This window comes from uncultured Spongiibacter sp. (genome assembly GCF_964011655.1).
GTDB classification, from domain to species: domain Bacteria; phylum Pseudomonadota; class Gammaproteobacteria; order Pseudomonadales; family Spongiibacteraceae; genus Spongiibacter; species Spongiibacter marinus.
In genome coordinates, this window is the sequence record NZ_CAXGPO010000028.1 from 18,931 (window position 1) to 39,911 (window position 20,981).

Sequence of the window (20,981 nt, forward strand, 5' to 3'; positions counted from 1 at the left end):
TTGCCTGGCAGGAGTATAACAAGGCTGTTAGCGGGTAAAGTGCATTTTCCTCAGATCTCGTGCAAAAGCGCTGGCAGAAAGTCACCTCCGCTGTCAGCAGTGCTTGGGCAGGCGCGGCACTCCCGCTACAATAGCGCCAAACCAAGGGGGCAGTGTGAACGAAATTATCATGATCAATATTGCTGGTGACGACCGTCCCGGCGTAACCAGTTCCATTACCGGTATTCTGGCTGACCACGATGTGGCGGTGTTGGATATTGGTCAGGCAGTGATCCACGACACGCTGTCACTGGGCCTGCTGGTGTCCCTGCCCTCGGGAACGGAAGCGGCGAGTATTCTCAAGGATGTTTTATTCCGCTGCCATGAAATGGGGCTGCAAGTGCGCTTCTTGCCGGTGAGTGCCGACAGTTACCAGCAATGGGTAGCCGGGCAGGGCAAGCAGCGCCACATTGTGACCTTGCTGGCGCGTAAAATCAGCGCCCAGCATATCGCCCACGTCACTGAGATCGTTTCACGCTATGGTTTGAATATCGACCGCATTGACCGCTTGTCTGGACGGGTGCCGCTGGAGGGTGTGGACGAGCAGTCGAAGGCGTCGGTGGAGCTCTCTGTGCGAGGCAATTTGGCTGATGCATCCGATTTTCGTGGCGAGCTACTTACGCTCGCCAGCGAGATGGATATTGATATCGCCTACCAGGAAGACAGTATGTTCCGCCGCACGCGTCGCTTGGTCGCCTTTGATATGGATTCGACGCTGATCGAAGCTGAGGTGATTGATGAGCTGGCCAGCGCAGCCGGCGTTGGCGAAAAAGTAGCGGAGATCACCGAGCGCGCGATGCGCGGAGAGATCGACTTTAAAGAAAGCTTTGCTGCCCGGGTCGCGCTTTTGAAAGGCTTGGATGAATCGGTGTTGGAGGGTATTGCCGAGAGTTTACCAATCACCGAGGGCGCCGAACGTCTGGTATCCACCTTGAAGAAACTGGGCTATAAAACCGCCATTTTGTCTGGTGGTTTTACCTACTTCGGTCACTACCTACAAAAGCGTCTTGGCATTGACTATGTCTATGCCAACGAGCTGGCAATTGAAGAGGGGCGTGTTACCGGCGAGGTCAGCGGGGTAGTGGTTGATGGCCAACGCAAGGCCGAACTGCTGCGTGAAATTGCCCAGCGAGAAGGTATCGACATGGAGCAGGTGATCGCGGTGGGTGACGGTGCCAATGACCTGCCTATGCTGAGCATTGCGGGCCTGGGGATCGCATTCCGCGCCAAGCCGATTGTGCGCGAGAACGCTAAACAGTCGATTTCTACCCTCGGCTTAGACAGCATATTGTACCTGCTGGGAATCAGTGACCGCCTAAGCAGCCCTTCCGCTCAACCGAAGGCAGCAAATTCGTAAGACATCTCCGTGGATGGGTCTTGCACATAACTGCCCTGAATAAAGTCAGGGCCGAGTTGCCACAGCACGGCCAGGCTGGCGGCACTGCTGACGTTGGGAATCAGTACGCGGCTATTCAGTTGGCGACCACCCTGGATGATCTCTCTGATTTCATCGGCGCTCAGGCTGTCGGTTTTACGCACGCCGGGTTTAATCAGCGCGGGCTTAATGTGTTCCAGGAATTTATTGCCGTCTTGGCTGCGGCCGAAGTTGCGCACGGCTAGCCCAATTCCCAGCGACTCCAACTGGCGACAGCAATCCAGAGCAGGCTTCAGCGAGCTGGCAATGCTCTCTTCGCTAAACTGCAGTATCAGCGCACTACCGGGAAGGCCGGCGGCTTTCATGGCGACGCTCAGCCATGAGCAAAACTCGCTATCGTGAAAGACATTGCCGCTGAGGTTGATGGTTAATTTTGTATCCTCGCCAGCGGCGCGCTTTTTCGCCAAGACCTTGGTTGTTTCAACCACAATCCATCGATCGAGCTTATTGTTGTTCGGCTCCTTCTCTACAACGCGCAGCATTTCCCCTGCGGTCACTTCGCCTTCTTGCCAATCTCTAATATCCAGCGAGGCTTCGTAGTAATCCCCCTCGGCATCGCTGAGATTAATAATGGGTTGAAACAGAATTTGCAGGCGCTGGTCGGCGAAAGCCTCTTCAATAAGTGTGCTTATCTCATCACTGCGCTGCAGCTGCTGGCGGTCGCGGTGATAAATTTCGGCAGCGTTACCACCGTCGGCTGCGATGCTTTGCACCGTCTCAAAACACTGGTCAAGCAACGTCGCAGCGTGGGGCGTGGTGAGGTGATTAATGGGCATAATCGCTGCGCTAAAGTGACATTGCAGCGACTGTTTTTTTACCTCAATAATCTCAGACTCGATGGCCTTTAGTGCTTCTTGGCTGGTTTCTAAGGCCCGTTGACTGGGAACATGGTGGGCGATCACTGCGAACAGATCGTCGGCGATGCGACCGTAGTACTGCGCCGGGATTAATGCTTGAAGACGCTCGCTCAAGGCCTGAATTAGTGTTTCGGTATTGTGCAGATTTAAGTCGCGCCGGAACTTGTCGAAGTTATCGAGTTGCAGCACGATGAGTGAGCTATTGCTGTTTCGCTGCGCGTCGACGAAGTCTTGCAGTAGTTGTGCAAAGTGCTTGCGATTTGCCAGCCCGGTTGTCGCGTCGAGGTGGCCGGTGGCGGCGCCGCTGCCAGCTTCGTGCAGGGTTAGCTGTACACAGGCCTCACCGTCGTAGCTCGCGTTATTGCAGGTGACCGAGCTTTTTAGCTCTTGCTCGTCGCTACTTAAAAAACTAATTTCCAGCGTGCTGCCGTCACTGTTGCCTGGCTGCTTTTTTAGGGCGTTTTTAAAGCGATCTTGATCTTTGTTGCAAATCAAATCGACGATAGGAAAACCGTCCAGGTCGTCGTGGCCGACTTGCTGACAGAACAGCGTATTGGCATAAATAATCATGCCGTCAGTGATATAGCAAACCGCATCTTGGTGCGAATCCAGTAGCAGTGCATTGCGTTGCTGCTCTTCAAGCAACGCCGCTTTGGTGGCATCGAGCTCTCTGCGGCTTGCCAGTGCTTCAAGTTCTCGCTGCGCAAAAAACAGCAGGCGCGCGCGGTTTTGGTTGCTCAACACCAAACTGACTGAAGTGTCGGGCAGTGGGATGTTTTCGTCGTCACTGAGGTAGATAAATGGCAGATCGACGTTGGCGTGTCTGAGTATCTGGCCGCACTGCGCAATCGATAATTTGGAGTGCACGGCATCGAAGAATGCTAAGTCCCAGTGGCTATCACTGAGTTGCTCCTGCAGCTCTTTGCCGTCGTTAATCAGCTTGCTATGGGCGACCTTGCCGGCGCGGCGAAATGTGCTGATGATGTCTTCAGCATTGTCGTCATTGAAGCCGATAAGCAGCAATTTTATCGCGGAGGTGCGGGCCATAATTCCTCAACATTGACGTCGCCGGGTACGGCGCTTACAAAATATCCCAGAGCTTGTTGAAGTCGCCTTCATTGTCATCGTCGTCATCGCGTTTTGCCACAATACGGTCGACACTGCTTGTTTGTTGCCGGTTGGTGTCTGTGTACGCGAACAGCTTGTATGCCGTTGAGCTGTCGACGATCTCATCGAGTTTTATACGCATAACGTGGCCGGGGCGAATCAGTTCTACCGTCTGCCCCGTTGCGAAGCCAGTGATGTTGGTTAGCATCACCAGGGGGCCGCTGTCCCGACCGGGAATGAGCAGGGCTCGCTGGAAATCTCCTGAAGCCAGGCCAGATTGCATCGCTCTGGCACTGTAGGCCGTTGCCGCGCTCGCAATCACTTCAACGCCCATTTGATGGCTTTCGTCGCTTCTGAGCCAGCGAACAACGGCTATTCGCCAGTTTTCATAGTCGTCAGTTTTTACACCGATAACTTCTCCAGTACGAATCCGGGTCTCAATAGTATCCGGCCACTCAATACGGTATCCGGAGGTGCTGCTGTCCATTAGGCGAGCGCGCTGGTAGTGATAGTGGCTCTCGCTCTTGCCGGTGCCATTTTGGGTCTGGGGCAAGGTATAGGAAATATCTTCGACCGCGGCCCGCTCGCTGCGCCCCTCGTGCCAGTGGTCATTGATATCGTAGTCGCGCGTGTCGCGGCCGCCGCTGCCTGCCCACGGGTCGGAGTTTTGGGGTTTGTTGTTGTACGGGTCTGCTCTCGAACTGGCGTCACTGCCCTCAAGTTCGAACAGCTCAAAGTCTGACTGATTTGCCGCGAAGTAGTGGGTTGGGTTCATTCCCACGGTAATGAGCGCCGTCTCATCGCAGGGAATACGCTCTGCGGCTCGCAGGGTCGCGGCGCTCCAGGCCATGCTCAACTGGCTGAGCACGTGCTCAGGTAGCTTAAATTCAACGCTGAGTTTGCTGCCAGGGATTTTGCTGAGCAACTTGGCGCTGCCGCCTTGCAGGGCGGAGGTGTCGATGCCCAGCCAACCGGGGCTGGGCGCTTTGTCGGCCAGCTCGCGATAGACCGGGGGAGCGTCTTGCTCGGGGTCGAGTAAGAAAACGCAGCTTTCAAGGCGTTTACTGCGCAGTTCAATCTCGCTGCTCCAGTATCGCAAGCCGAAAAAGACTTGTTCGATATAGCGCTGGGAAAGCTGCGAGCAGCGGCTGCAGGCCAAAATGAGTGGTCGTAAATAGGCCTGCTCGACGGTGCCGCCGCCTTGGCTGCGATCATCAATGCGCTGCTTGGTGAGCTTTTGCAGTTGTGCGCTGTGGTAGATGTGGTGGAGGTTTTGCCAAAACCGCCGTGGTGGTGTGCGGTATAGCTGGTAGCTGCGAACCAACACACAGCTGTACTCGGTTAACGCGCGATGCAGGCAGGTTGCCAGCGTCTCTTTAGGTTTGAGCAGTCTGGATTCAAGTTCCAAATTTACAAAGGCTTGGCAGTAGCCGAGTGCCAGCAAGGTATTTAGCGTGTCTGCCAACTGAACGATTTTTTCAGACTTCTCGGGCAGAACAATGGGCTTGTTTAAATAGTGTTGCGAGAGGCCGCGGGTAATGTAATGCACATGGGGGCGAATTTTTTCGAGCACTTCAAAGCGGTCACGACCCTTGCAGCGAACATGGCTGAGCTCACTCAGCGCTTGATACAAACGGCGAGTGGTTTCGCCAAGGTTGGCGCGCGGCAGAGTCTCCAGCCACTTTCCGGCTGCCGATGCCGTCAGGCTGAAGAGGCTGTGTTGGTGCCGGTTAATTTCCGGCAGCGGTACCAGCAGGCTTGGTGTGCTGTTCATGGCATTCCGTTATCAATCGCGATACATCACTTCTGCGATGGTAAATAAGTATATGTTTTTACGCGTTTAATTAGCGTAGCGCAAGTGGCGTCTTGCTGCGCTGGCCGGGCTCCTCGCGAACCAGTCGCGGCACTAAGTAGCCGGGCAGCGAGGCCAATAACTGCTGCATAATTTGTTGCGCTTTGGCATCGTCAACGTGAAAGTGTCCTGCGCCGTTAACCTTGTCCAACACATGCAGATAGTAGGGGAGAACCCCGCAGTCGAACAATTGTTTGCTCAGGCTAGTCAGTGTTTTTGCGCAGTCGTTCACTCCTTTAAGCAGCACGCTCTGGTTGAGAAGCGTGAATCCGGCCCGCTTTAATTCTAGCAGTGCGGTGACAGTGTCGCTGTCGATCTCATTGGGATGATTGGCGTGCACAACGATGACGGTGTGTAATTGCGGCCGCGTCAGGGCATCAATCAGCCCGTGGGTTATTCTCGCTGGTAAAACCAGTGGCAGGCGTGTGTGCAGCCGCAGGGTATTGATTTGTGGCAGGGCCGCCAGGCGGTCAACAAGCTGGTGAAGGTAGTCATCCGGTGCCGACAGGGGGTCGCCGCCGCTTAGAATAACTTCATTTATCTCAGGGTGAGATCTGATATAGTCCAGCGCCGCGCGCCAGTCGTCCTGACTTGCGCGATTGTCGTTGTAGGGAAAGGCGCGGCGAAAGCAGTAGCGACAGTGAACGGCGCAGGCGGGGGTGGTCACCATCAGGACGCGGCCGCGGTATTTGTGGATAAGCCCGGGTACTGGATTGCTGGCCGCTTCCTGCAAGGGGTCATTGCTGTAGCCGGGCTGATCGTTCAGCTCTTGTGCTTGTGGCAATATTTGCAGCAGCAGAGGGTCGCTCCAGTCGCCTGGCTGCATTTTTGCGACAAAGGCCTCGGTGACGCGCAATGGAAAGTCGGCAAGCGCAGTCTGAATATCCGGGCGGTCACCGGGGTCGAGTGCTAACCGCTGCCAGAGCTGTTCCGGGCTGCGGATCATGTCGCGGTATTGCTGTTGCCAATCTGTAGTCTGCCAATGTGGCGCGTTAAGAGGTATCATGTCGCCCTTTTAAAAATACGCTAAAGCCCAGTCGCTGAGGATAATCATGGCCAGCTATTCTACCAATGAATTTCGCTCTGGATTGAAAGTGATGCTCGACGGTGAGCCCTGTTCAATTCTAGACAATGAATTTGTAAAACCCGGAAAGGGGCAGGCGTTCAATCGCGTGAAGCTGCGCAACCTTAACACCGGACGGGTGTGGGAGCGTACGTTTAAATCGGGTGAGTCCCTTGAGGGCGCCGACGTGATGGATCATGAAATGGAATACCTCTACAGCGATGGTGAGTTTTTCCACTTTATGGACCCCACCAATTTCGAGCAGGTACAAGCCGATGAGAAGGCTGTTGGCGATGCCGCTCAATGGTTGAAAGAGCAGGACGTTTGCACCGTGACCCTGTACAACGGCGCGCCCCTGTCGGTGACTCCGCCAAACTTCGTGGAATTGGAAATTGTCGAAACCGATCCCGGCCTGAAAGGCGATACCGCGCAGGGTGGTACCAAGCCGGCCCACCTGAGCACTGGAGCCGTGGTGAAGGTTCCGCTGTTCATCAGCCAGGGTGAAGTGATTCGCGTTGACACCCGCAGCGGTGAATACGTTAGCCGGGTGAAAAGCTAATTGAGAGACTGGCGCCCCAGTGCGTCGATGGCGGCCCTGCGCAGCAGGGCCGCGCTATACGCTGCGCTACGCACCCGCTTTGCCGAGCGCGGGGTGATGGAAGTTGAAACGCCACTGCTGGCCTCTTCGCCGGTAACCGACCCCCATATTGACGCCATTGCCACAGCAAATCCGCTGTCGGGCGACCATCCTTTCTACTTACAGACTTCCCCCGAATATGCCATGAAGCGCCTGCTTGCTGCTGGCAGCGGCGCGATTTTTCAAATCTGTAAGGCGTTTCGTGGCAGCGAGCACGGCGCTCGTCACAACCCTGAATTCACGATGCTCGAGTGGTACGAGCCGGGTGTAGCGCTCGAATCACTGATGGATGAGGTCGCTGCGGTTATTCGCTTGGCCGTTGGCGATAAAGCCGTGGAGCGCATGACTTACCGGTCGGCGTTCTTAAGCGCGGTAGGCCTGGACCCCCATACCGCCAGCCTCGATGCCTTGCGAGACTGTGCCTCACAGCATATGGATATCAACTTCGAGAGCGATGAGCGTGATACCTGGCTGCAGTTGATCATGTCGGCAGTTGTCGAGCCGAGCTTTGACGGCGAGGCTATTACCTTCGTGGTGGATTTTCCCGAGTCGCAAGCCGCCCTTGCCAATATTGCCATTGATGCTCAGGGGCAATCGGTCGCGCGGCGCTTTGAGGCGTTCTGTGGCGGTTTAGAGTTGGCGAATGGTTACGACGAGTTGCGCGACGCCGGTGAGTTGCTGCAGCGCATACGTCGCGATCACCAGCAGCGTAAGGCAAGCGGTCAAACATTGCCGCCGATTGACCGCAACCTGCTGTCGGCGATGCAGGCCGGTTTGCCCGAATGTTGTGGTGTTGCCGTGGGGCTGGACCGCTTATTAATGCTGGCGACAAGCAGCTCGCGCATCGACGAGGTTGTGGCTTTTCCGCTGGACCGGGTGTGATCCAGCGGGGCTTTACACGGGCGCGAAAGCCGACTCGTTGGTTGGGGGCGGGTTTTCTAGCGTCGACGCGCCAGGGCCTCGCCAAGTCGCGTGGGGGTTAGGGCTTCATACTGCTCCAGCCAATCCACTTGGTCTTTGCCGAATAGCAAAATCACCGTTGACCCCAGTTTAAAGCGCCCCATTTCTTCGCCTTTTTGCAGTACGGGTGCGGCTTCAGTTTCCTGGTACTGGCGGGTGGTAATTTCCCGTGGAGGGGGTGCAACCTGGCCCGCCCATACCGTCTCAATGCCCGCGACAATCATGGCGCCCACCAAAATCATTGCCATCGGGCCGGCCTCGGTATCAAAAATACACACCGCCCGCTCGTTACGAGCAAAAAGGCTGCGCACGCTTTCAGCGGTAGTGGTGTTTACTGAAAACAGCTTGCCGGGGATGTAAGTCATGCTGCGCAGGGTGCCGGTGATCGGCATGTGAACACGGTGGTAGTCGCGGGGAGACAGATAAATAGTTGCAAAGCTACCATCGCGAAAGGTTTCGCTGAGCGCCTCGTCGCCACCGAGCAGGGTATTCAGGCTGTAGTCCTGGCCCTTGGCCTGAAAAATACGGCCGTCGTGAATGCGACCTAACTGGCTGATGGCACCGTCCGCTGGGCAGCACAGGGTTTCCGCTTTGTCGTCGATTGGGCGCGCGCCATCGCGCAGCGCGCGGGTAAAAAAGTCATTGAAGTTGGCGTAGTCCTGCGGGCTGTCCGCTGCGGCTTCCTCCATGTTGACCTTGTACTGCCGGATGAATTGGCTGATCAAGATGTTTTTTAGCCAAGGGCTGCGACACTCCGCCAGCCGCCCGACAAGGCGCGACAATAAATGCTGGGGAAGCAGGTGTTGCAGAATAATAAAAACAGTGTTCACGATGTCGCCTCTACATTGGCAGTGTATAAAAGAATGTTCTAGGGAGCGTCGCCGGTGTTGATAGGCGTGTCGTCGCGATTACCCCACTCTCCCCACGAGCCGTCATAGGCCTTGATATGGGGGTAGCCAAGTATCTTCATCAATAGATAGCTCAGGCCCGAGCGGTGATGGGTTTGGCAGTGGGTGATAACGGTGCGGTCACGGGTAATGCCCAGTGCCTGCAACTGGGCTTCCAGTTCGCCAAGGTCTTTCAGGCGGAAGTCATTGTCTTTGTCCATGAGTGCCAGCCAGTCTAGGTTGACGGCGCCGGGAATGTGGCCGCCCCGCGCAGCCAGTACTTTTTCACCGCGATACTCCTCGGCGCTGCGAGCATCCCATATGGCGAGCTGGCTATTGCCAAGAAGGTTGATAAAGCCTTCGATCTCCGCGATTGGCGTGCTGTCAATATGGATGCTGATGTCGCTGCTGGGCACGTCGTGTTCGCCGTTTTCGGTTGGGTGGCCACCGGCTAGCCAGGCGTGCAAACCGCCATTGAGGTAGGAGTAGTTGTGATGGCCAATAGCATCCAGGGTCCAGATCAGGCGTCCAGCCCAGCCGCCGCCTTCGTCGTCGTAGGCAACAACATGGTGTTCGGGGCGGAGCCCGATGCGCGAGAACAGCGCCTGTAGGTCCGCTTCGCGGGGAATTTTACCGACGGCCGGCTTTTCGCCGCGCTGTAGTTCCGAGGGGGCAATATGCACGGCGCCGGGGATATGGTGGCGGAGGTAGTTGTCGCGGCTACTGGTATCAACAATCAGCAAATCTGGCTGGTCAAGCGCGGATACAAGCGCTTCGGTCTCAATAAGTAGTGGTAAGTCACTCATAGCGTTCCCTCCTGTTTCGGCGGATTGTAACAGCTAGCGCGGCGGTGCTGCGATGCCTCTGTCGCAGCAGTTCCTGAGCTCGCCGCTGCCGTTAATCGCCGCTTATGCTGGCAATAATTTGTTGGTAGCTGGCGAAGCGCTGCGCAGTGATGTCACCGCCCTCGACAGCCTCGCGAAGCGCGCAGCCCGGTTCCTGTTGGTGCTGGCAATCTCGAAAACGGCACAGGCCGATAAACGGCCGGAATTCTTTAAACCCTTGCAGAACCTGCTCTGGCTCAAGGTTCCACAGCGCAAACTCACGAATTCCCGGTGAGTCGATCAAGCTGCCGCCGCCGGGAAAGTGGTAAAGCCGCGCGGTTGTGGTGGTGTGGCGCCCCTTGGCTGTGGCCTCTGAGAGTGCGCCGACTCGGCTGTCAGTGCCGGGTAATAAGGCGTTGACGAGCGAGGATTTGCCGACACCAGACTGGCCGACAAAGGCACTGATATGGCCGTCCAGCAGCGCTTTTAAGTCGCTGAGGCCGCCTTCACTGGCGCAGGACGCGGTGAGCACGTCGTAGCCGATGTCGCGATAGCGCTGCACCATGTTGAGTAAGCTGGCGTTGCCCTCCGGGTCGATGAGGTCTGACTTATTAAGCAGCAGTACCGGCGTAATATCACTGTGTTCTGCCGCGACAAGGTAGCGATCGATCAGATTGGCGTGGGCCATCGGCTCGGGCGCAATTACGATAACAATACGGTCAATATTGGCGGCGACAGGCTTTAAACGATTGAAGTTGTCGGGCCGGGACAGTAGTGACCGGCGAGGTTCGCGAGCAACCACTACGCCAGTGGGCTTGCCCGGTCGCCAGATGACCTGGTCACCAGTGACCAAACCGTCGATATTACTGCGGACGTGACAGCGCTGCTGTTCGCCGGTTTGTCCTTCAACATCCAGCTGTTGGCCGAAGTGACTGACAACAATGCCGGTTTGTTCGTCACCCAGCTCGCCCTCGCTCAACGCTGCCTCAGTATCGGCGGCCCTGCGGCGTGCGCGTTCGCTGCGTTCAGATTGAATTTTTTCTATGCGCCATCTCTGCTGGCGGCTTATTCGGCGTTTACTCATGCCCGACCCTGCGTGAACAGCGCTCATATTAACGTATGAGCTGTTACAATCCAGCAGATACTGCCCGGTAAGGGAGATTTCTGTTCTGTGGAGGTGAGGCAATGTCCAAGGCGATGAATTTAATCTGGATTGATCTGGAAATGACCGGTCTGGATACTCAGAACGATCACATTATTGAAATTGCCACAATCGTGACCGACCCGGAGCTGAATACGCTGGCCGAAGGGCCGGTATTGGCGATCCATCAAAGCGATGAAGTGCTGGCGGGTATGGATGAGTGGAACACGGCTCAGCACGGGCAGTCAGGGCTTATCAAGCGCGTGAAGGAAACCTGCATGACGGTGGCGGAGGCCGAGCGGCTGACGCTGGAGTTCCTCGATAAGCATGTCGATAAGGGCGCCTCGCCGATGTGTGGCAACAGCATCTGCCAGGACCGGCGATTTCTGGCGCGTGAAATGCCCAAGCTGGAGGCGTATTTCCACTACCGCAATCTCGATGTCAGTACGCTCAAAGAGTTGGCGCGGCGCTGGCGCCCCGAGCTGATGAGTGGCCTGAGCAAAAAAGCCAGCCACTTGGCGCTGGATGATATTCGCGACTCAATTGCCGAGCTGAAATACTACCGGGAGCATTTTCTTCGTCTTCAGTAATTGCTGGAAAATCCCAGCTTCTCAATACTATTTCGAAGCTTTTCGAACCCGTTTAAGTAAAACCACGTATTAAATAATGTATGTCAGTCGCGTTGACTGGCAACAGAACCAAGCATCGTTGAAAAGCTCTGCTATGTTGCTATTAGTGCAGCGAATTGTCGGGCGCAACAGTGTTGGTGAAAACAATAATACGTGGGGACCACAATGAAAAAACTCCTTCCTTTAAGCATAGCGGCTGCGCTGGCGTTGCCGGTGCATGCTGACGTCAGCTACAGCAATTTATACATCTTCGGCGACAGCCTGTTAGATAGCGGCAACCTCGGGTTGCGATTTACCAACCGCGTGGGCGATGGCAATGGCGACTTCACCGTCGGAGACTATGCGCGTATTGCGCCGCAATATCTGGGCGAAGCCTTAACGCTGCTCAGTGCGCCGGCCGCTGCGGGTGGCACAAACTGGGCGGTCGGTGGCTATGAAACCGCAGATATACTCAACTCAATTAACGGCACGGGTCTGGCGCTACCGGCCGGCGGTGCGGTTGCACGTCAGGCTTTTCTCAATGAGACCCCGCGTATCGACCCCGATGCATTGGTGCTAATTGATGGCGGTGGTAACGACTTTTTAAACGGCACGGCCACTGATCAGGCGTCTATTATTAATTCAGCGCGCACGCTGCTTGCGGCTGCACAAGCGCTGAGTGACGCCGGGGCGAACTATATTCTGTTCGCTAACTTGCCAGACCTCGGTCAGACGGCGGCATTGCAGGCTCAGGACCTCGGTGCGCCGGGCAGTGCGGCGGCCGCCTCGGCAGGTGCTGCCGGCTATAACAGTGCGCTGGAGGCATTTTCTGCTTTTGGCAGCGCGAACCTCGTTCCCGTCGATCTGGCGGGGTTGATCAGCTACGTTTCCGATAATGCCGAGGCCTTTGGCTTCGTCAGCGGCACCAACCCCGCGTTTGGGCCGCTGGCTGGCTTCGATCAGCGTTATATGTGCTTTGACGATTCAGGCAATGACTGTGTTGAGCACCCGATATTCGGCATTGATGGCAGCAACCCCAACCCGGATGTGCTGATCTTCAATGACGGCGTGCACCCCACGGCGCAGATGGGGGCAATTACGGGTGACTACCTCATTAGCGTAGTGAATGGCCCGCAAGACGTTGGCCTGATTCCGGAGCTCGGTTTGGACATTGTGCGCAGTCAGCGCGGTGCAACAACGGAATTGCGGCGCCAGCAGCAGGCCTCTCCGGGCGAATCGCGGTGGACGATCAGCGGTGTCGGCCTGGACGCAGAGCGCGTTGCTGAAAATGATAGCCGCAGCTTGAATATCGGTTTTAGCAGCCCCTTGAGTGAGCAGCTCGACTCTGCGGTGGTGCTCAGTTTTGGCGATCACGAGTCAGAATCCGCGCGCACGGATTTTTCGGCGACGAGTGTTGGGCTTAGCGGCCTGTTGAGCTATCGCGATGGCGGTTGGTTGTTGCAAGGTGCCGCGGGCTTGAGCGTGGTGGATTACGACAGCCTCGACCGGGACGTCAAGCTGGGGCCGCAGACCTTAACGGCCAAAGGTGGCACGAATGGTTTCGGCTGGCATCTCGATGGCCTGCTTAGCTACGAAGTTCTTGGCGACAGTAGTATCTCACTGCGGCCCGCTGTTGGCTGGCGTTGGATGAAAGCTGAAGTTGATAGCTATCGTGAATCGGGTGCGGCGGTGGCCAATACCGAGTGGGGTGAGCAGCGCCGCGACAGCCAGGTATTCCGAGCCGGGCTGTTGGCAGGGGTGGCACTGGGCGACGGTGTGCGCGGCTTTGCCGAAGTGTTTGCAGCGACGGAAATGGAAGATCATGACGAGACGGTAACCGGGCGCAATCGCAATCTCGGTTTCGGTGATTATCAAATGCCGTCGTATCGTGAGGATGGCGAAGATTACGTCGAGGCCAGTGTCGGCATCAGCGCGGCACTGGGTAGCTCCCGTATTGCGGCCAGTGTTGAGTACAGTGACGAGGCAGAAGGTCGGGAAGCACTGATCTTCAGTTTCTCGCGCCCGCTATAAACTCAGTGTGAGTGGGCCAGGGTGTCGGTGTGTTGTTGCCGCGCCAGGGCCCAGTCGATATGTTCAGCGGCCATGGGTTCTGCCTGTGGCCGCTGTTTTTTTAGGCCGGCAACAATGTCAGGGTTGAACGGTGCATTGCCAAGACCGACAGCGAGGTTGCGCAGCCAGCGTTGGTAGCCGATGCGCCGTATCGGCGAGCCCGCTGTGCGGCTCAGAAATTCCTCTTCGGTCCAAAGAAACAGGTCGAGCAGCTCGCGGTCATCTAATTGATGGCGAGGGGCGAAGTCCGGCTCGCTGGTTGGCTGGGAAAATTTATTCCACGGGCATACCAATTGGCAGTCGTCGCAGCCGAAGACGCGGTTGCCCATCGCGGGTCGCAAGTCCTCTGGAATGGCGCCCTTTAGCTCGATAGTTAAGTAGGAAATACAGCGTCTGGCATCGACTTGATAAGGGGCGACGATGGCCTGTGTTGGGCAGTCGTCCAAGCAAGCTTGGCAGCTGCCGCAGTGGCCGGTTTCCTGCGGCGGATCGATGGGAAGGGCGAGATCTGTGTAGATTTCTCCCAGAAAGAACCACGAACCTGCCCGCGAATTAATAAGCATTGTGTTCTTGCCGATCCACCCCAAGCCGGCCTGCTCAGCGAAGCCGCGTTCCAACACCGGCGCACTATCGACGAAGGCCCGCTGTTGCTGGCCTCCTAAGCGGTCAGCGAGCTGTGCCAGTCGTTTGCGAATCAGCTTGTGATAGTCGCGGCCCAGCGCGTAGCGAGAAATATAGGCCTTGTCAGCTTGCTTGAGTATTTGCAGTGCATCGCTGGCCTCCGGCCGGTAATCCATGCGTGCACTGATGACGCGCAGTGTACCGGGGAGCAGGGATTCAGGGGCGCGGCGCAGGGACTCCCGCTCTGCCATGTAGTGCATCTCTCCGTGAAAGCCCTTTGCAAGCCACTGCGTCAGCCGTTCAGCGTGGTGTGAAGGCTCCGCCGGGCCAATGCCGATGTGGGCAAACCCCAGCTCCTTCCCCCACTGTTTTAGCTGTGTGGCGAGGTCGGCCAGGGCCTCTGGGCTGAGTACTTTGCTCATGGGCTGCCTGCAAAATGGATGCGCGCTATCATGGAAGGATATTCTACACGCCTGGGAGCGGGAAATGGATCGATCAATGCGTGCGGCGGCTGGGTCTTTGGCTCTGTACACAGCGGAGCAGGTGCAGGAGTTTGATCGAAAAGCGATCGCTGCCGGTACGCCGGGCTTTGAATTGATGCATCGGGCCGGGGCGGCAGCATTCGCCTGTTTGCAGCAGCGCTGGCCTCAGCATAGTCCTATCGATATTTTTTGCGGTGGCGGTAATAACGGTGGCGATGGCTATATCGTGGCCGCGTTGGCGGCCCAGTCGGGGATGGCGGTGCGCTGCTGGGCCTTCAGCGAAACCTCTCGGGGAGACGCCAATATTGCGAGGGAGTTGGCTTGCGACGCCGGGGTGAATGTACAGCTGTGGGACGGGCAGTCGCCGGCAGCCGGTGCGGTGGTTGTGGACGCCTTGCTCGGTACTGGATTTTCAGGGCCGCTGCGGGGGCAGTACCGGCACGCAATCGAGGCGATTAATGCCGCTGGCTGCCCCGTGCTGGCAATCGACGCGCCCTCGGGCCTGAATTGCGATACCGGGATGCACGAAGGTTTAGCGATCAAGGCGTCGCTAACGCTGAGTTTTATCGCCTGGAAGCAGGGCTTGTTTACCGGGCTGGCCAGTCAGCATTGCGGCGCGTTGCGTCTCGATGGACTCGGCATTGAGGCGCGTATATTTGAGCACACTGAGCCGTCAGCCTGGCGCACAGATGTGGATGCCGAATTGCGCCAGTGGGGGCAGCGCCCCGTCGCCGCGCACAAGGGGATGTATGGCCACGTCTTGGTTGCGGGTGGCGACTACGGCACAGCCGGGGCAGTGGTGTTGGCTGCCTCGGCGGCGGCGCGCTGCGGCGCGGGGCTGGTCTCTTGTGTAACGCGACCAGAGCACGTGGCGCCGCTGTTGTCGCAGCGCCCGGAGGTCATGGCATACCCGGGGGCGGATGCACAGGCATGGGCTGAGGCATTGGGGCGAGCTTCGGTGCTCGCTGTTGGGCCCGGCCTTGGGCAGCAGGTGTGGGGCAAGACCTTGCTCGATGATTGTCTGCAAGCGCAGGCCCCCTTATTGCTTGATGCCGATGCACTCAATATTCTCGCTGCCGATGCTACCCGCTTCGACGAGCAATGCGCCCAGCAGCCAGATAGAATTCGCGTCATGACGCCTCACCCAGGAGAGGCGGCGCGCCTGTTGAAATGTTCTGTTGCTGAGGTGCAAGCAGACCGGTTTAGCAGTTGCAAGGCCCTGGCCAAGCGCTATCGGGCGGTGGTGTTGTTGAAGGGGGCGGGCACGGTTATTAGCGACGGCGTGACCTGCTGGGTGAATGAAGGGGGAAATCCCGGAATGGCCAGCGGTGGAATGGGGGATGTGTTGAGCGGTATGATCGCGGCCCTGCTCGCTCAGCACCTCGACGCCGTTACTGCTTGCCGGCTTGCGGCGGCGTTGCATTGCCGCGCGGCCGATAGAGCGGCACAACACGGTGAGCGAGGCTTACTGGCGATGGACTTAGTGGCGCAATTGCGCGGAGTGATGAATGGACATTGAAATTCAGCTGGCAAACGAAGCTGAAACCGTTGCCGCGGGTGAGCGTTTGGGTCGCTGTCTGGAAATGGCAACGGTGGTTTATCTCGACGGCGATCTCGGTGCGGGTAAAACCACCTTTTGCCGGGGTGTCCTACATGCCTATGGACACACCGGGGCCGTGAAGAGCCCAACATATACACTGGTTGAGCCCTATGAGCTTGCCACTGTCACGGTTTATCACTTTGATTTATACCGTTTAGGCGACCCGGAAGAGCTCGAGTATATGGGGCTTCGAGACTATTTTTCCGACGACAGCATCGCGTTAATTGAATGGCCGGAGCGCGGCGCGGGTGTTTTGCCAAGCCCGGATATACAGGTTAACATCGAACAACAGGGAGTCGGTCGCCGCCTTGTTGTGCAAGCTCTCAGTGAGCGTGGCCGTCGCATCGTTACGCAGATAAAAGCGCTATGAAACCCATCCATATTGTTGTTCTGTTCTGGACTATGCTGGTCGCCACGCTGAGCAGTGCAGCAGAGGTGCGCGACGTTCGCTTTTGGCGGGCGCCGGACCATAGTCGAGTGGTCTTCGATCTGTCTGCTCCCGTTAGTCATGAAGTCATTACCCTCGATAAGCCCGACCGACTGGTTGTTGACCTCTCTAAAGCGCGGTTCAATGTGGGCGGCGCCATTCCCGAATTTGAAAACAGCCCCATCGTGCGCTTGCGTCACGCGGAGAAGCCGGATGGCAAGCTGCGGGTGGTGTTCGATCTGAGTAAAAGTGTGCAGGTCCGCAGTTTTTTGCTGCCCGCCAGCGCCGGCCAAAGTGACCGCTTGGTTGTCGATTTTCTCGACCAGCAACGCGGCACTGAGCCCACGGTAGTCAAAAGTGTTGAGCAAAGCTCCCAGCGCGATGTGGTCATTGCCATTGATGCCGGGCACGGCGGCGAAGACCCGGGCGCCATTGGGCCAGGCAGGCTGCAGGAAAAAGATGTGGTTTTCCGCATCGCTAAGAAGCTTGAAGCCAAGTTTAAAAGCAAGCGCGGTTATCGCGTAGTGATGATTCGCGACGGTGACTACTATGTGGGATTGGCGAAGCGGCGGCAGCTTGCGCGCAAGGCGCAGGCGGATTTCTTTGTATCGATTCACGCCGACGCGTTTACCCATTCCAGCGCCAATGGCAGTTCGGTGTATGCCCTGTCCAAGCGCGGGGCTACCAGTGCATCGGCGCGAATCCTCGCCAAGCGTGAGAACCAGGCTGACTTGGTGGGCGGAGTCAGTTTGTCTGACAAAGACCATGTGCTGGCCGGCGTGCTGACCGACCTTTCGATGACCGCGACCCTTGATGCGAGCCTGAGTGTTGGCGCGCAACTATTGGGCGAAATGGGCAAAATTTCCCGGCTGCATAGCAAGCGCGTTGAGCAGGCGGGTTTCGCGGTGTTGAAGTCCCCCGATATTCCGTCTCTGCTCGTTGAAACCGGGTTTATTTCCAACCCCGGTGAGGCCCGCAAGCTCAAGACCAGCCGCTACCAGAATCAAATGGCGCAAGCGATATTCGAAGGTATCGACCGCTATTTTCGCGAGAGCCCGCCGCCCGATACCTACTTTGCTGCGGTGAAGCGCGGCGATGCCGCCAAGCCTAAAGGGGCGAGAGAATACGTGATTGCCAGCGGCGACACACTGTCGGCCATTGGCGCGCGTCACAACATCAGCGTTGCTGACCTCCAGCGTCACAACGGTTTATCCGGCAGCAGTATTCGCGTCGGTCAAAAAATCCAAATACCAGCGACAAAATGACCCATATCAGATTGCTCGACCCTCGCCTGGCAAACCAAATTGCCGCCGGCGAGGTGGTAGAACGCCCAGCCTCTGTTGTAAAAGAATTGGTGGAAAACAGCCTCGACGCTGGTGCGCGCCGTATCGACCTTGAGGTTGAAGATGGCGGCGTTAAGCTTATCCGCGTTCGCGATGACGGTAGCGGTATCGCGAAAGACGATCTGCCGTTGGCGCTAAGTCGCCATGCCACCAGTAAAATAGCGGAATTAAGCGACCTGGAATCTGTGGCGAGCTTGGGATTTCGCGGCGAGGCCTTGGCGAGTATCAGCTCGGTGTCGCGGCTATGCCTTAGCAGTGCCACCGAAGATGCAGAGAGCGCCTGGGCGGCGCGATCGGAAGGGCGTGATATGAGCGCGGTGCTCGAGCCAGTGGCCCACCCGCGCGGTACCACCGTTGAGGTGCGCGACTTATTTTTCAACACGCCCGCGCGGCGCAAGTTTCTGCGCACCGAAAAGACGGAGTTCGGGCACCTGGATGAGGTGATGAAGCGGCAGGCGCTGGGGCGCTTTGACGTGGGCTTTTCACTGCGCCACAACGGCAGGGCCGTGCACAGTTTAAAGCCAGCTGCCAGTCAGCTGGAACAAGAACGCCGTTTGGCGGCAGTCTGTGGCCCGGCGTTTATGGAAAATGCGCTGTTCATCGACCGCTCTGCGATCGGTTTGCGCCTGTGGGGCTGGGTCGCCTTGCCGGGATTTTCGCGCAGTCAGGCGGACTTGCAACATTTCTATGTGAATGGTCGCTATATTCGCGATCGCCTTGTCGCCCACGCGGTGCGCCAGGCATACCGCGACGTGCTGTTTCACGGTCGTCACCCTGCTTTTGTGCTCTACCTGGAGCTCGATCCCGCATTGGTCGATGTCAACGTGCACCCCACCAAGCACGAAGTGCGCTTTCGCGACGGGCGCAGTGTTCACGACTTTATTTTCCGCACCTTACATAAAACCCTTGCCGATGTGCGCCCGGATACCGTGGCACAAAATGCCGCGCTGCCTGGCAATACCGCCGAACCCCTGCGGGATATGCCCCAACAGCAGTCGGCGATGCCCTTGCGCGAAGCGGAGGGTGGTGCGCCGTCAACCGCGCCGACCCCGCCAATGCACAGCGGCGGCTATCAAAGCCAAAATGCCTTCGCGCCGGGCAGGGTTGCCGATCAGGTACCGGCCTACCAGCGCTTGCAAGAGCCGATGGGGGGGAGCCCGGATGCGGAAATTCCGCCCCTGGGCTACGCCTTGGCTCAGTTAAAAGGGGTGTATATCCTGGCCGAAAACGCCGAGGGCATGGTGTTGGTGGACATGCATGCAGCGCATGAGCGCATTACCTACGAGCGCATGAAAGCAGCCCGAGAGGGCGAGGGCCTGCGTAGTCAGCCACTGTTGGTGCCGCAGAGCCTGGCGGTCAGTGAGCGCGAGGCCGACTGTGCAGAACAGCACGCGGCGGTTTTCTCCGAGCTTGGTTTGTCGGTGGAACGGGCGTCGACAGAGTCCCTGGTGGTCAGGGAGTTGCCGGTTATGCTGGCAAACAGTCAGGTGGAACAGCTGGTGAGGGATGTGATTGCCGACCTGTTGGAATATGGCAGCTCTGACCGCATTGCCGCCCATATCAATGAGATCCTCTCCACGATGGCCTGTCACGGCTCGGTGCGCGCGAATCGCCGCCTGACTATCCCGGAAATGAACGCTCTGCTTCGCGACATGGAAGCCACCGAGCGCAGTGGCCAGTGCAACCATGGGCGCCCCACTTGGGTGCAAGTGGGGTTGGCTGAACTCGATAAGTGGTTTCTGCGTGGCCGTTGATCAGTTACCGCCGGCCTTATGTTTGATGGGGCCGACCGCCTCCGGCAAAACCGATCTTGCAATGGCGCTGTGCGACGAGTTGCCCTGTGAGTTGATCAGTGTGGACTCGGCATTGGTTTATCGCGGCTTGGACATTGGCAGCGCTAAGCCTAGTGCCGATGAGTTGGCCAGATACCCCCATGCCCTTATTGATATCTGCGAGCCCAGTCACGCTTATTCGGCGGCGGAGTTTCGTCGCGATGCGTTGCGCGAAATGCAGCGAATACAGGATGGCGGGCGCATCCCCCTGCTGGTTGGGGGAACCATGTTGTACTTCAAGGCCTTGCTCGAAGGGCTCGCCGATATGCCCGCCGCTGACGCTGCAGTGCGCGCCGAGATAGCGCTGATGGCCGAAGAGGGAGGCTGGCCGGCTGTGCACGCCGAATTGGCGAGAGTCGACCCGGAAAGCGCGGCCCTTATTCACCCCAATCACAGTCAGCGCCTAAGTCGAGCTCTGGAGGTTTATCGCGTCAGCGGGGTTACGATGACTGAGTGGCGCGCGCGCCAGCAGGCGGTCGCCCTGCCCTGGCATTGTCATCAGTTTGCCATCGCACCGTCCGATCGGCTCGAGCTGCACCGCCGTATAGAGCTGAGGTTGCAGCACATGTTCGAGCACGGTTTTGTCGATGAAGTGCGGGCATTAATGGCGCGCGGTGACCTGACAGATGACTTGCCAGCTATGCGCGCGGTGGGTTATCGGCAGGTGTGGCAGTACCTGCGCGGTGATTTCGACCTTGATACGGCCTTTGAAAAAGCGTTGATCGCGACCCGGCAGTTGGCAAAACGTCAAATGACCTGGTTGCGCGCGTGGCCGGAGCTGTGTTGGCTCGATACGAATGCCAGCAGAGACCAGCAATTAAAAACGGTTATAAGGGCGCTCGGCAATGCTATAAGCGATTGACTTGCGGTATACTGCCAACTAATTACTTTGATGCGCGAACTTGTTCTATCCTAAGTAGTCAACAACTTGCATCTTTTCTCGATTTTTTTGGCCCACGTTGGGCGACAAGGAGGCTTACCATGTCAAAAGGGCATAGCTTACAAGACCCTTATCTGAATATTCTTCGCAAGGAACGGATTCCCGTATCCATTTACCTGGTAAATGGTATTAAGCTGCAGGGACAGATTGAGTCCTTCGATCAGTTTGTTGTCTTGCTGAAGAATACGGTAAGCCAGATGGTCTACAAGCACGCGATTTCCACCGTCGTGCCCTCTCGTGTTGTTCGCCTGCCGAT

Annotated in this window: 18 protein-coding genes; 11 read left to right on the top strand and 7 right to left on the bottom strand. The window is 57.4% G+C overall.

Annotated features, from left to right (window positions below):
- Positions 1-154: 154 nt before the first annotated feature.
- Positions 155-1,396: a phosphoserine phosphatase SerB gene (gene serB / locus ABNS66_RS12005; RefSeq protein WP_027874138.1), complete on the top strand. Its 1,242-nt coding sequence runs from the start codon at positions 155-157 to the stop codon at positions 1,394-1,396.
- On the opposite strand, the gene ABNS66_RS12010 is transcribed toward serB, so the two are convergent.
- From ABNS66_RS12010 to epmB, 3 genes are all read right to left on the bottom strand, one after another.
- On the bottom strand, positions 1,372-3,378 hold the full coding sequence (locus ABNS66_RS12010; RefSeq protein ID WP_286836699.1) for a GGDEF domain-containing protein: 2,007 nt from the start codon (positions 3,376-3,378) through the stop codon (positions 1,372-1,374). The genes serB and ABNS66_RS12010 overlap by 25 nt on opposite strands.
- 34 nt (positions 3,379-3,412) lie before the next feature.
- The gene (locus ABNS66_RS12015) at positions 3,413-5,212 is read right to left on the bottom strand and encodes a hypothetical protein (RefSeq protein WP_286693945.1); all 1,800 of its coding nucleotides are present in this window, start codon (positions 5,210-5,212) and stop codon (positions 3,413-3,415) included.
- Between the two features lie 70 nt (positions 5,213-5,282).
- A complete protein-coding gene (gene epmB / locus ABNS66_RS12020) occupies positions 5,283-6,296 on the bottom strand; it encodes an EF-P beta-lysylation protein EpmB (protein ID WP_286836697.1) in 1,014 nt (337 codons plus the stop codon).
- 46 nt (positions 6,297-6,342) lie between these two features.
- Here epmB and efp point away from each other — a divergent pair, with 46 nt between their 5' ends.
- Both efp and epmA read left to right on the top strand, forming a co-directional pair.
- The gene (efp, locus tag ABNS66_RS12025; protein ID WP_027874134.1) at positions 6,343-6,912 is read left to right on the top strand and encodes an elongation factor P; all 570 of its coding nucleotides are present in this window, start codon (positions 6,343-6,345) and stop codon (positions 6,910-6,912) included.
- Entirely contained in the window at positions 6,913-7,872 is a 960-nt protein-coding gene (gene epmA / locus ABNS66_RS12030; protein ID WP_286836695.1) for an EF-P lysine aminoacylase EpmA, read from the top strand. It begins immediately after the preceding gene.
- A gap of 56 nt (positions 7,873-7,928) precedes the next feature.
- Here the strand turns inward: epmA and asd are convergent, their stop codons facing one another.
- The 3 genes from asd to rsgA all read right to left on the bottom strand — a co-directional run bounded on the left by asd (position 7,929) and on the right by rsgA (position 10,745).
- On the bottom strand, positions 7,929-8,780 hold the full coding sequence (gene asd, locus ABNS66_RS12035; protein WP_286836693.1) for an archaetidylserine decarboxylase: 852 nt from the start codon (positions 8,778-8,780) through the stop codon (positions 7,929-7,931).
- Between the two features lie 38 nt (positions 8,781-8,818).
- Positions 8,819-9,643 (bottom strand): rhodanese-like domain-containing protein, encoded by an 825-nt coding sequence (locus tag ABNS66_RS12040; RefSeq protein ID WP_286836691.1) that lies wholly within the window; start codon positions 9,641-9,643, stop codon positions 8,819-8,821.
- A 91-nt stretch (positions 9,644-9,734) separates the two neighbouring features.
- Complete coding sequence (rsgA, locus tag ABNS66_RS12045) at positions 9,735-10,745, bottom strand: small ribosomal subunit biogenesis GTPase RsgA (RefSeq protein WP_286836689.1); 1,011 nt, start codon at positions 10,743-10,745, stop codon at positions 9,735-9,737.
- A 101-nt stretch (positions 10,746-10,846) separates the two neighbouring features.
- Here rsgA and orn point away from each other — a divergent pair, with 101 nt between their 5' ends.
- Both orn and ABNS66_RS12055 read left to right on the top strand, forming a co-directional pair.
- Entirely contained in the window at positions 10,847-11,392 is a 546-nt protein-coding gene (gene orn / locus ABNS66_RS12050; RefSeq protein WP_286836688.1) for an oligoribonuclease, read from the top strand.
- A gap of 204 nt (positions 11,393-11,596) precedes the next feature.
- On the top strand, positions 11,597-13,441 hold the full coding sequence (locus ABNS66_RS12055) for an autotransporter domain-containing protein (protein WP_286693950.1): 1,845 nt from the start codon (positions 11,597-11,599) through the stop codon (positions 13,439-13,441).
- Positions 13,442-13,443: 2 nt separating this feature from the next.
- On the opposite strand, the gene queG is transcribed toward ABNS66_RS12055, so the two are convergent.
- On the bottom strand, positions 13,444-14,523 hold the full coding sequence (queG, locus tag ABNS66_RS12060) for a tRNA epoxyqueuosine(34) reductase QueG (RefSeq protein ID WP_286836686.1): 1,080 nt from the start codon (positions 14,521-14,523) through the stop codon (positions 13,444-13,446).
- 64 nt (positions 14,524-14,587) lie between these two features.
- On the opposite strand from queG, the gene ABNS66_RS12065 reads away from it, so the two are divergent.
- From ABNS66_RS12065 to hfq, 6 genes are all read left to right on the top strand, one after another.
- A complete protein-coding gene (locus ABNS66_RS12065; RefSeq protein WP_286836684.1) occupies positions 14,588-16,102 on the top strand; it encodes an NAD(P)H-hydrate dehydratase in 1,515 nt (504 codons plus the stop codon).
- Positions 16,092-16,553 (top strand): tRNA (adenosine(37)-N6)-threonylcarbamoyltransferase complex ATPase subunit type 1 TsaE, encoded by a 462-nt coding sequence (tsaE, locus tag ABNS66_RS12070; RefSeq protein ID WP_286836682.1) that lies wholly within the window; start codon positions 16,092-16,094, stop codon positions 16,551-16,553. The genes ABNS66_RS12065 and tsaE overlap by 11 nt, the downstream gene beginning before the upstream one ends.
- Positions 16,550-17,875: an N-acetylmuramoyl-L-alanine amidase gene (locus tag ABNS66_RS12075; RefSeq protein WP_204996177.1), complete on the top strand. Its 1,326-nt coding sequence runs from the start codon at positions 16,550-16,552 to the stop codon at positions 17,873-17,875. The genes tsaE and ABNS66_RS12075 overlap by 4 nt, the downstream gene beginning before the upstream one ends.
- Entirely contained in the window at positions 17,872-19,707 is a 1,836-nt protein-coding gene (mutL, locus tag ABNS66_RS12080; RefSeq protein WP_286836680.1) for a DNA mismatch repair endonuclease MutL, read from the top strand. The genes ABNS66_RS12075 and mutL overlap by 4 nt, the downstream gene beginning before the upstream one ends.
- A 25-nt stretch (positions 19,708-19,732) precedes the next feature.
- Positions 19,733-20,647 (top strand): tRNA (adenosine(37)-N6)-dimethylallyltransferase MiaA, encoded by a 915-nt coding sequence (miaA, locus tag ABNS66_RS12085; protein WP_286836711.1) that lies wholly within the window; start codon positions 19,733-19,735, stop codon positions 20,645-20,647.
- A gap of 119 nt (positions 20,648-20,766) precedes the next feature.
- Positions 20,767-20,981, top strand: a 215-nt coding sequence (gene hfq, locus ABNS66_RS12090) for an RNA chaperone Hfq (RefSeq protein ID WP_348655335.1), incomplete at its 3' end; no start/stop codon positions are given.

What these genes read in the sequence shown, in the direction of transcription:
- mutL (WP_286836680.1), top strand. Translation starts at nt 17,872, where the DNA reads ATGACCCATATCAGATTGCTCGACCCTCGCCTGGCAAACCAAATTGCC.
- ABNS66_RS12040 (WP_286836691.1), bottom strand. Translation starts at nt 9,643, where the DNA reads ATGAGTGACTTACCACTACTTATTGAGACCGAAGCGCTTGTATCCGCG.
- ABNS66_RS12065 (WP_286836684.1), top strand. Translation starts at nt 14,588, where the DNA reads ATGGATCGATCAATGCGTGCGGCGGCTGGGTCTTTGGCTCTGTACACA.
- ABNS66_RS12055 (WP_286693950.1), top strand. Translation starts at nt 11,597, where the DNA reads ATGAAAAAACTCCTTCCTTTAAGCATAGCGGCTGCGCTGGCGTTGCCG.
- ABNS66_RS12075 (WP_204996177.1), top strand. Translation starts at nt 16,550, where the DNA reads ATGAAACCCATCCATATTGTTGTTCTGTTCTGGACTATGCTGGTCGCC.
- miaA (WP_286836711.1), top strand. Translation starts at nt 19,733, where the DNA reads ATGGGGCCGACCGCCTCCGGCAAAACCGATCTTGCAATGGCGCTGTGC.
- ABNS66_RS12010 (WP_286836699.1), bottom strand. Translation starts at nt 3,378, where the DNA reads ATGGCCCGCACCTCCGCGATAAAATTGCTGCTTATCGGCTTCAATGAC.
- orn (WP_286836688.1), top strand. Translation starts at nt 10,847, where the DNA reads ATGTCCAAGGCGATGAATTTAATCTGGATTGATCTGGAAATGACCGGT.
- queG (WP_286836686.1), bottom strand. Translation starts at nt 14,523, where the DNA reads ATGAGCAAAGTACTCAGCCCAGAGGCCCTGGCCGACCTCGCCACACAG.
- epmB (WP_286836697.1), bottom strand. Translation starts at nt 6,296, where the DNA reads ATGATACCTCTTAACGCGCCACATTGGCAGACTACAGATTGGCAACAG.
- rsgA (WP_286836689.1), bottom strand. Translation starts at nt 10,745, where the DNA reads ATGAGTAAACGCCGAATAAGCCGCCAGCAGAGATGGCGCATAGAAAAA.
- ABNS66_RS12015 (WP_286693945.1), bottom strand. Translation starts at nt 5,212, where the DNA reads ATGAACAGCACACCAAGCCTGCTGGTACCGCTGCCGGAAATTAACCGG.
- efp (WP_027874134.1), top strand. Translation starts at nt 6,343, where the DNA reads ATGGCCAGCTATTCTACCAATGAATTTCGCTCTGGATTGAAAGTGATG.
- tsaE (WP_286836682.1), top strand. Translation starts at nt 16,092, where the DNA reads ATGGACATTGAAATTCAGCTGGCAAACGAAGCTGAAACCGTTGCCGCG.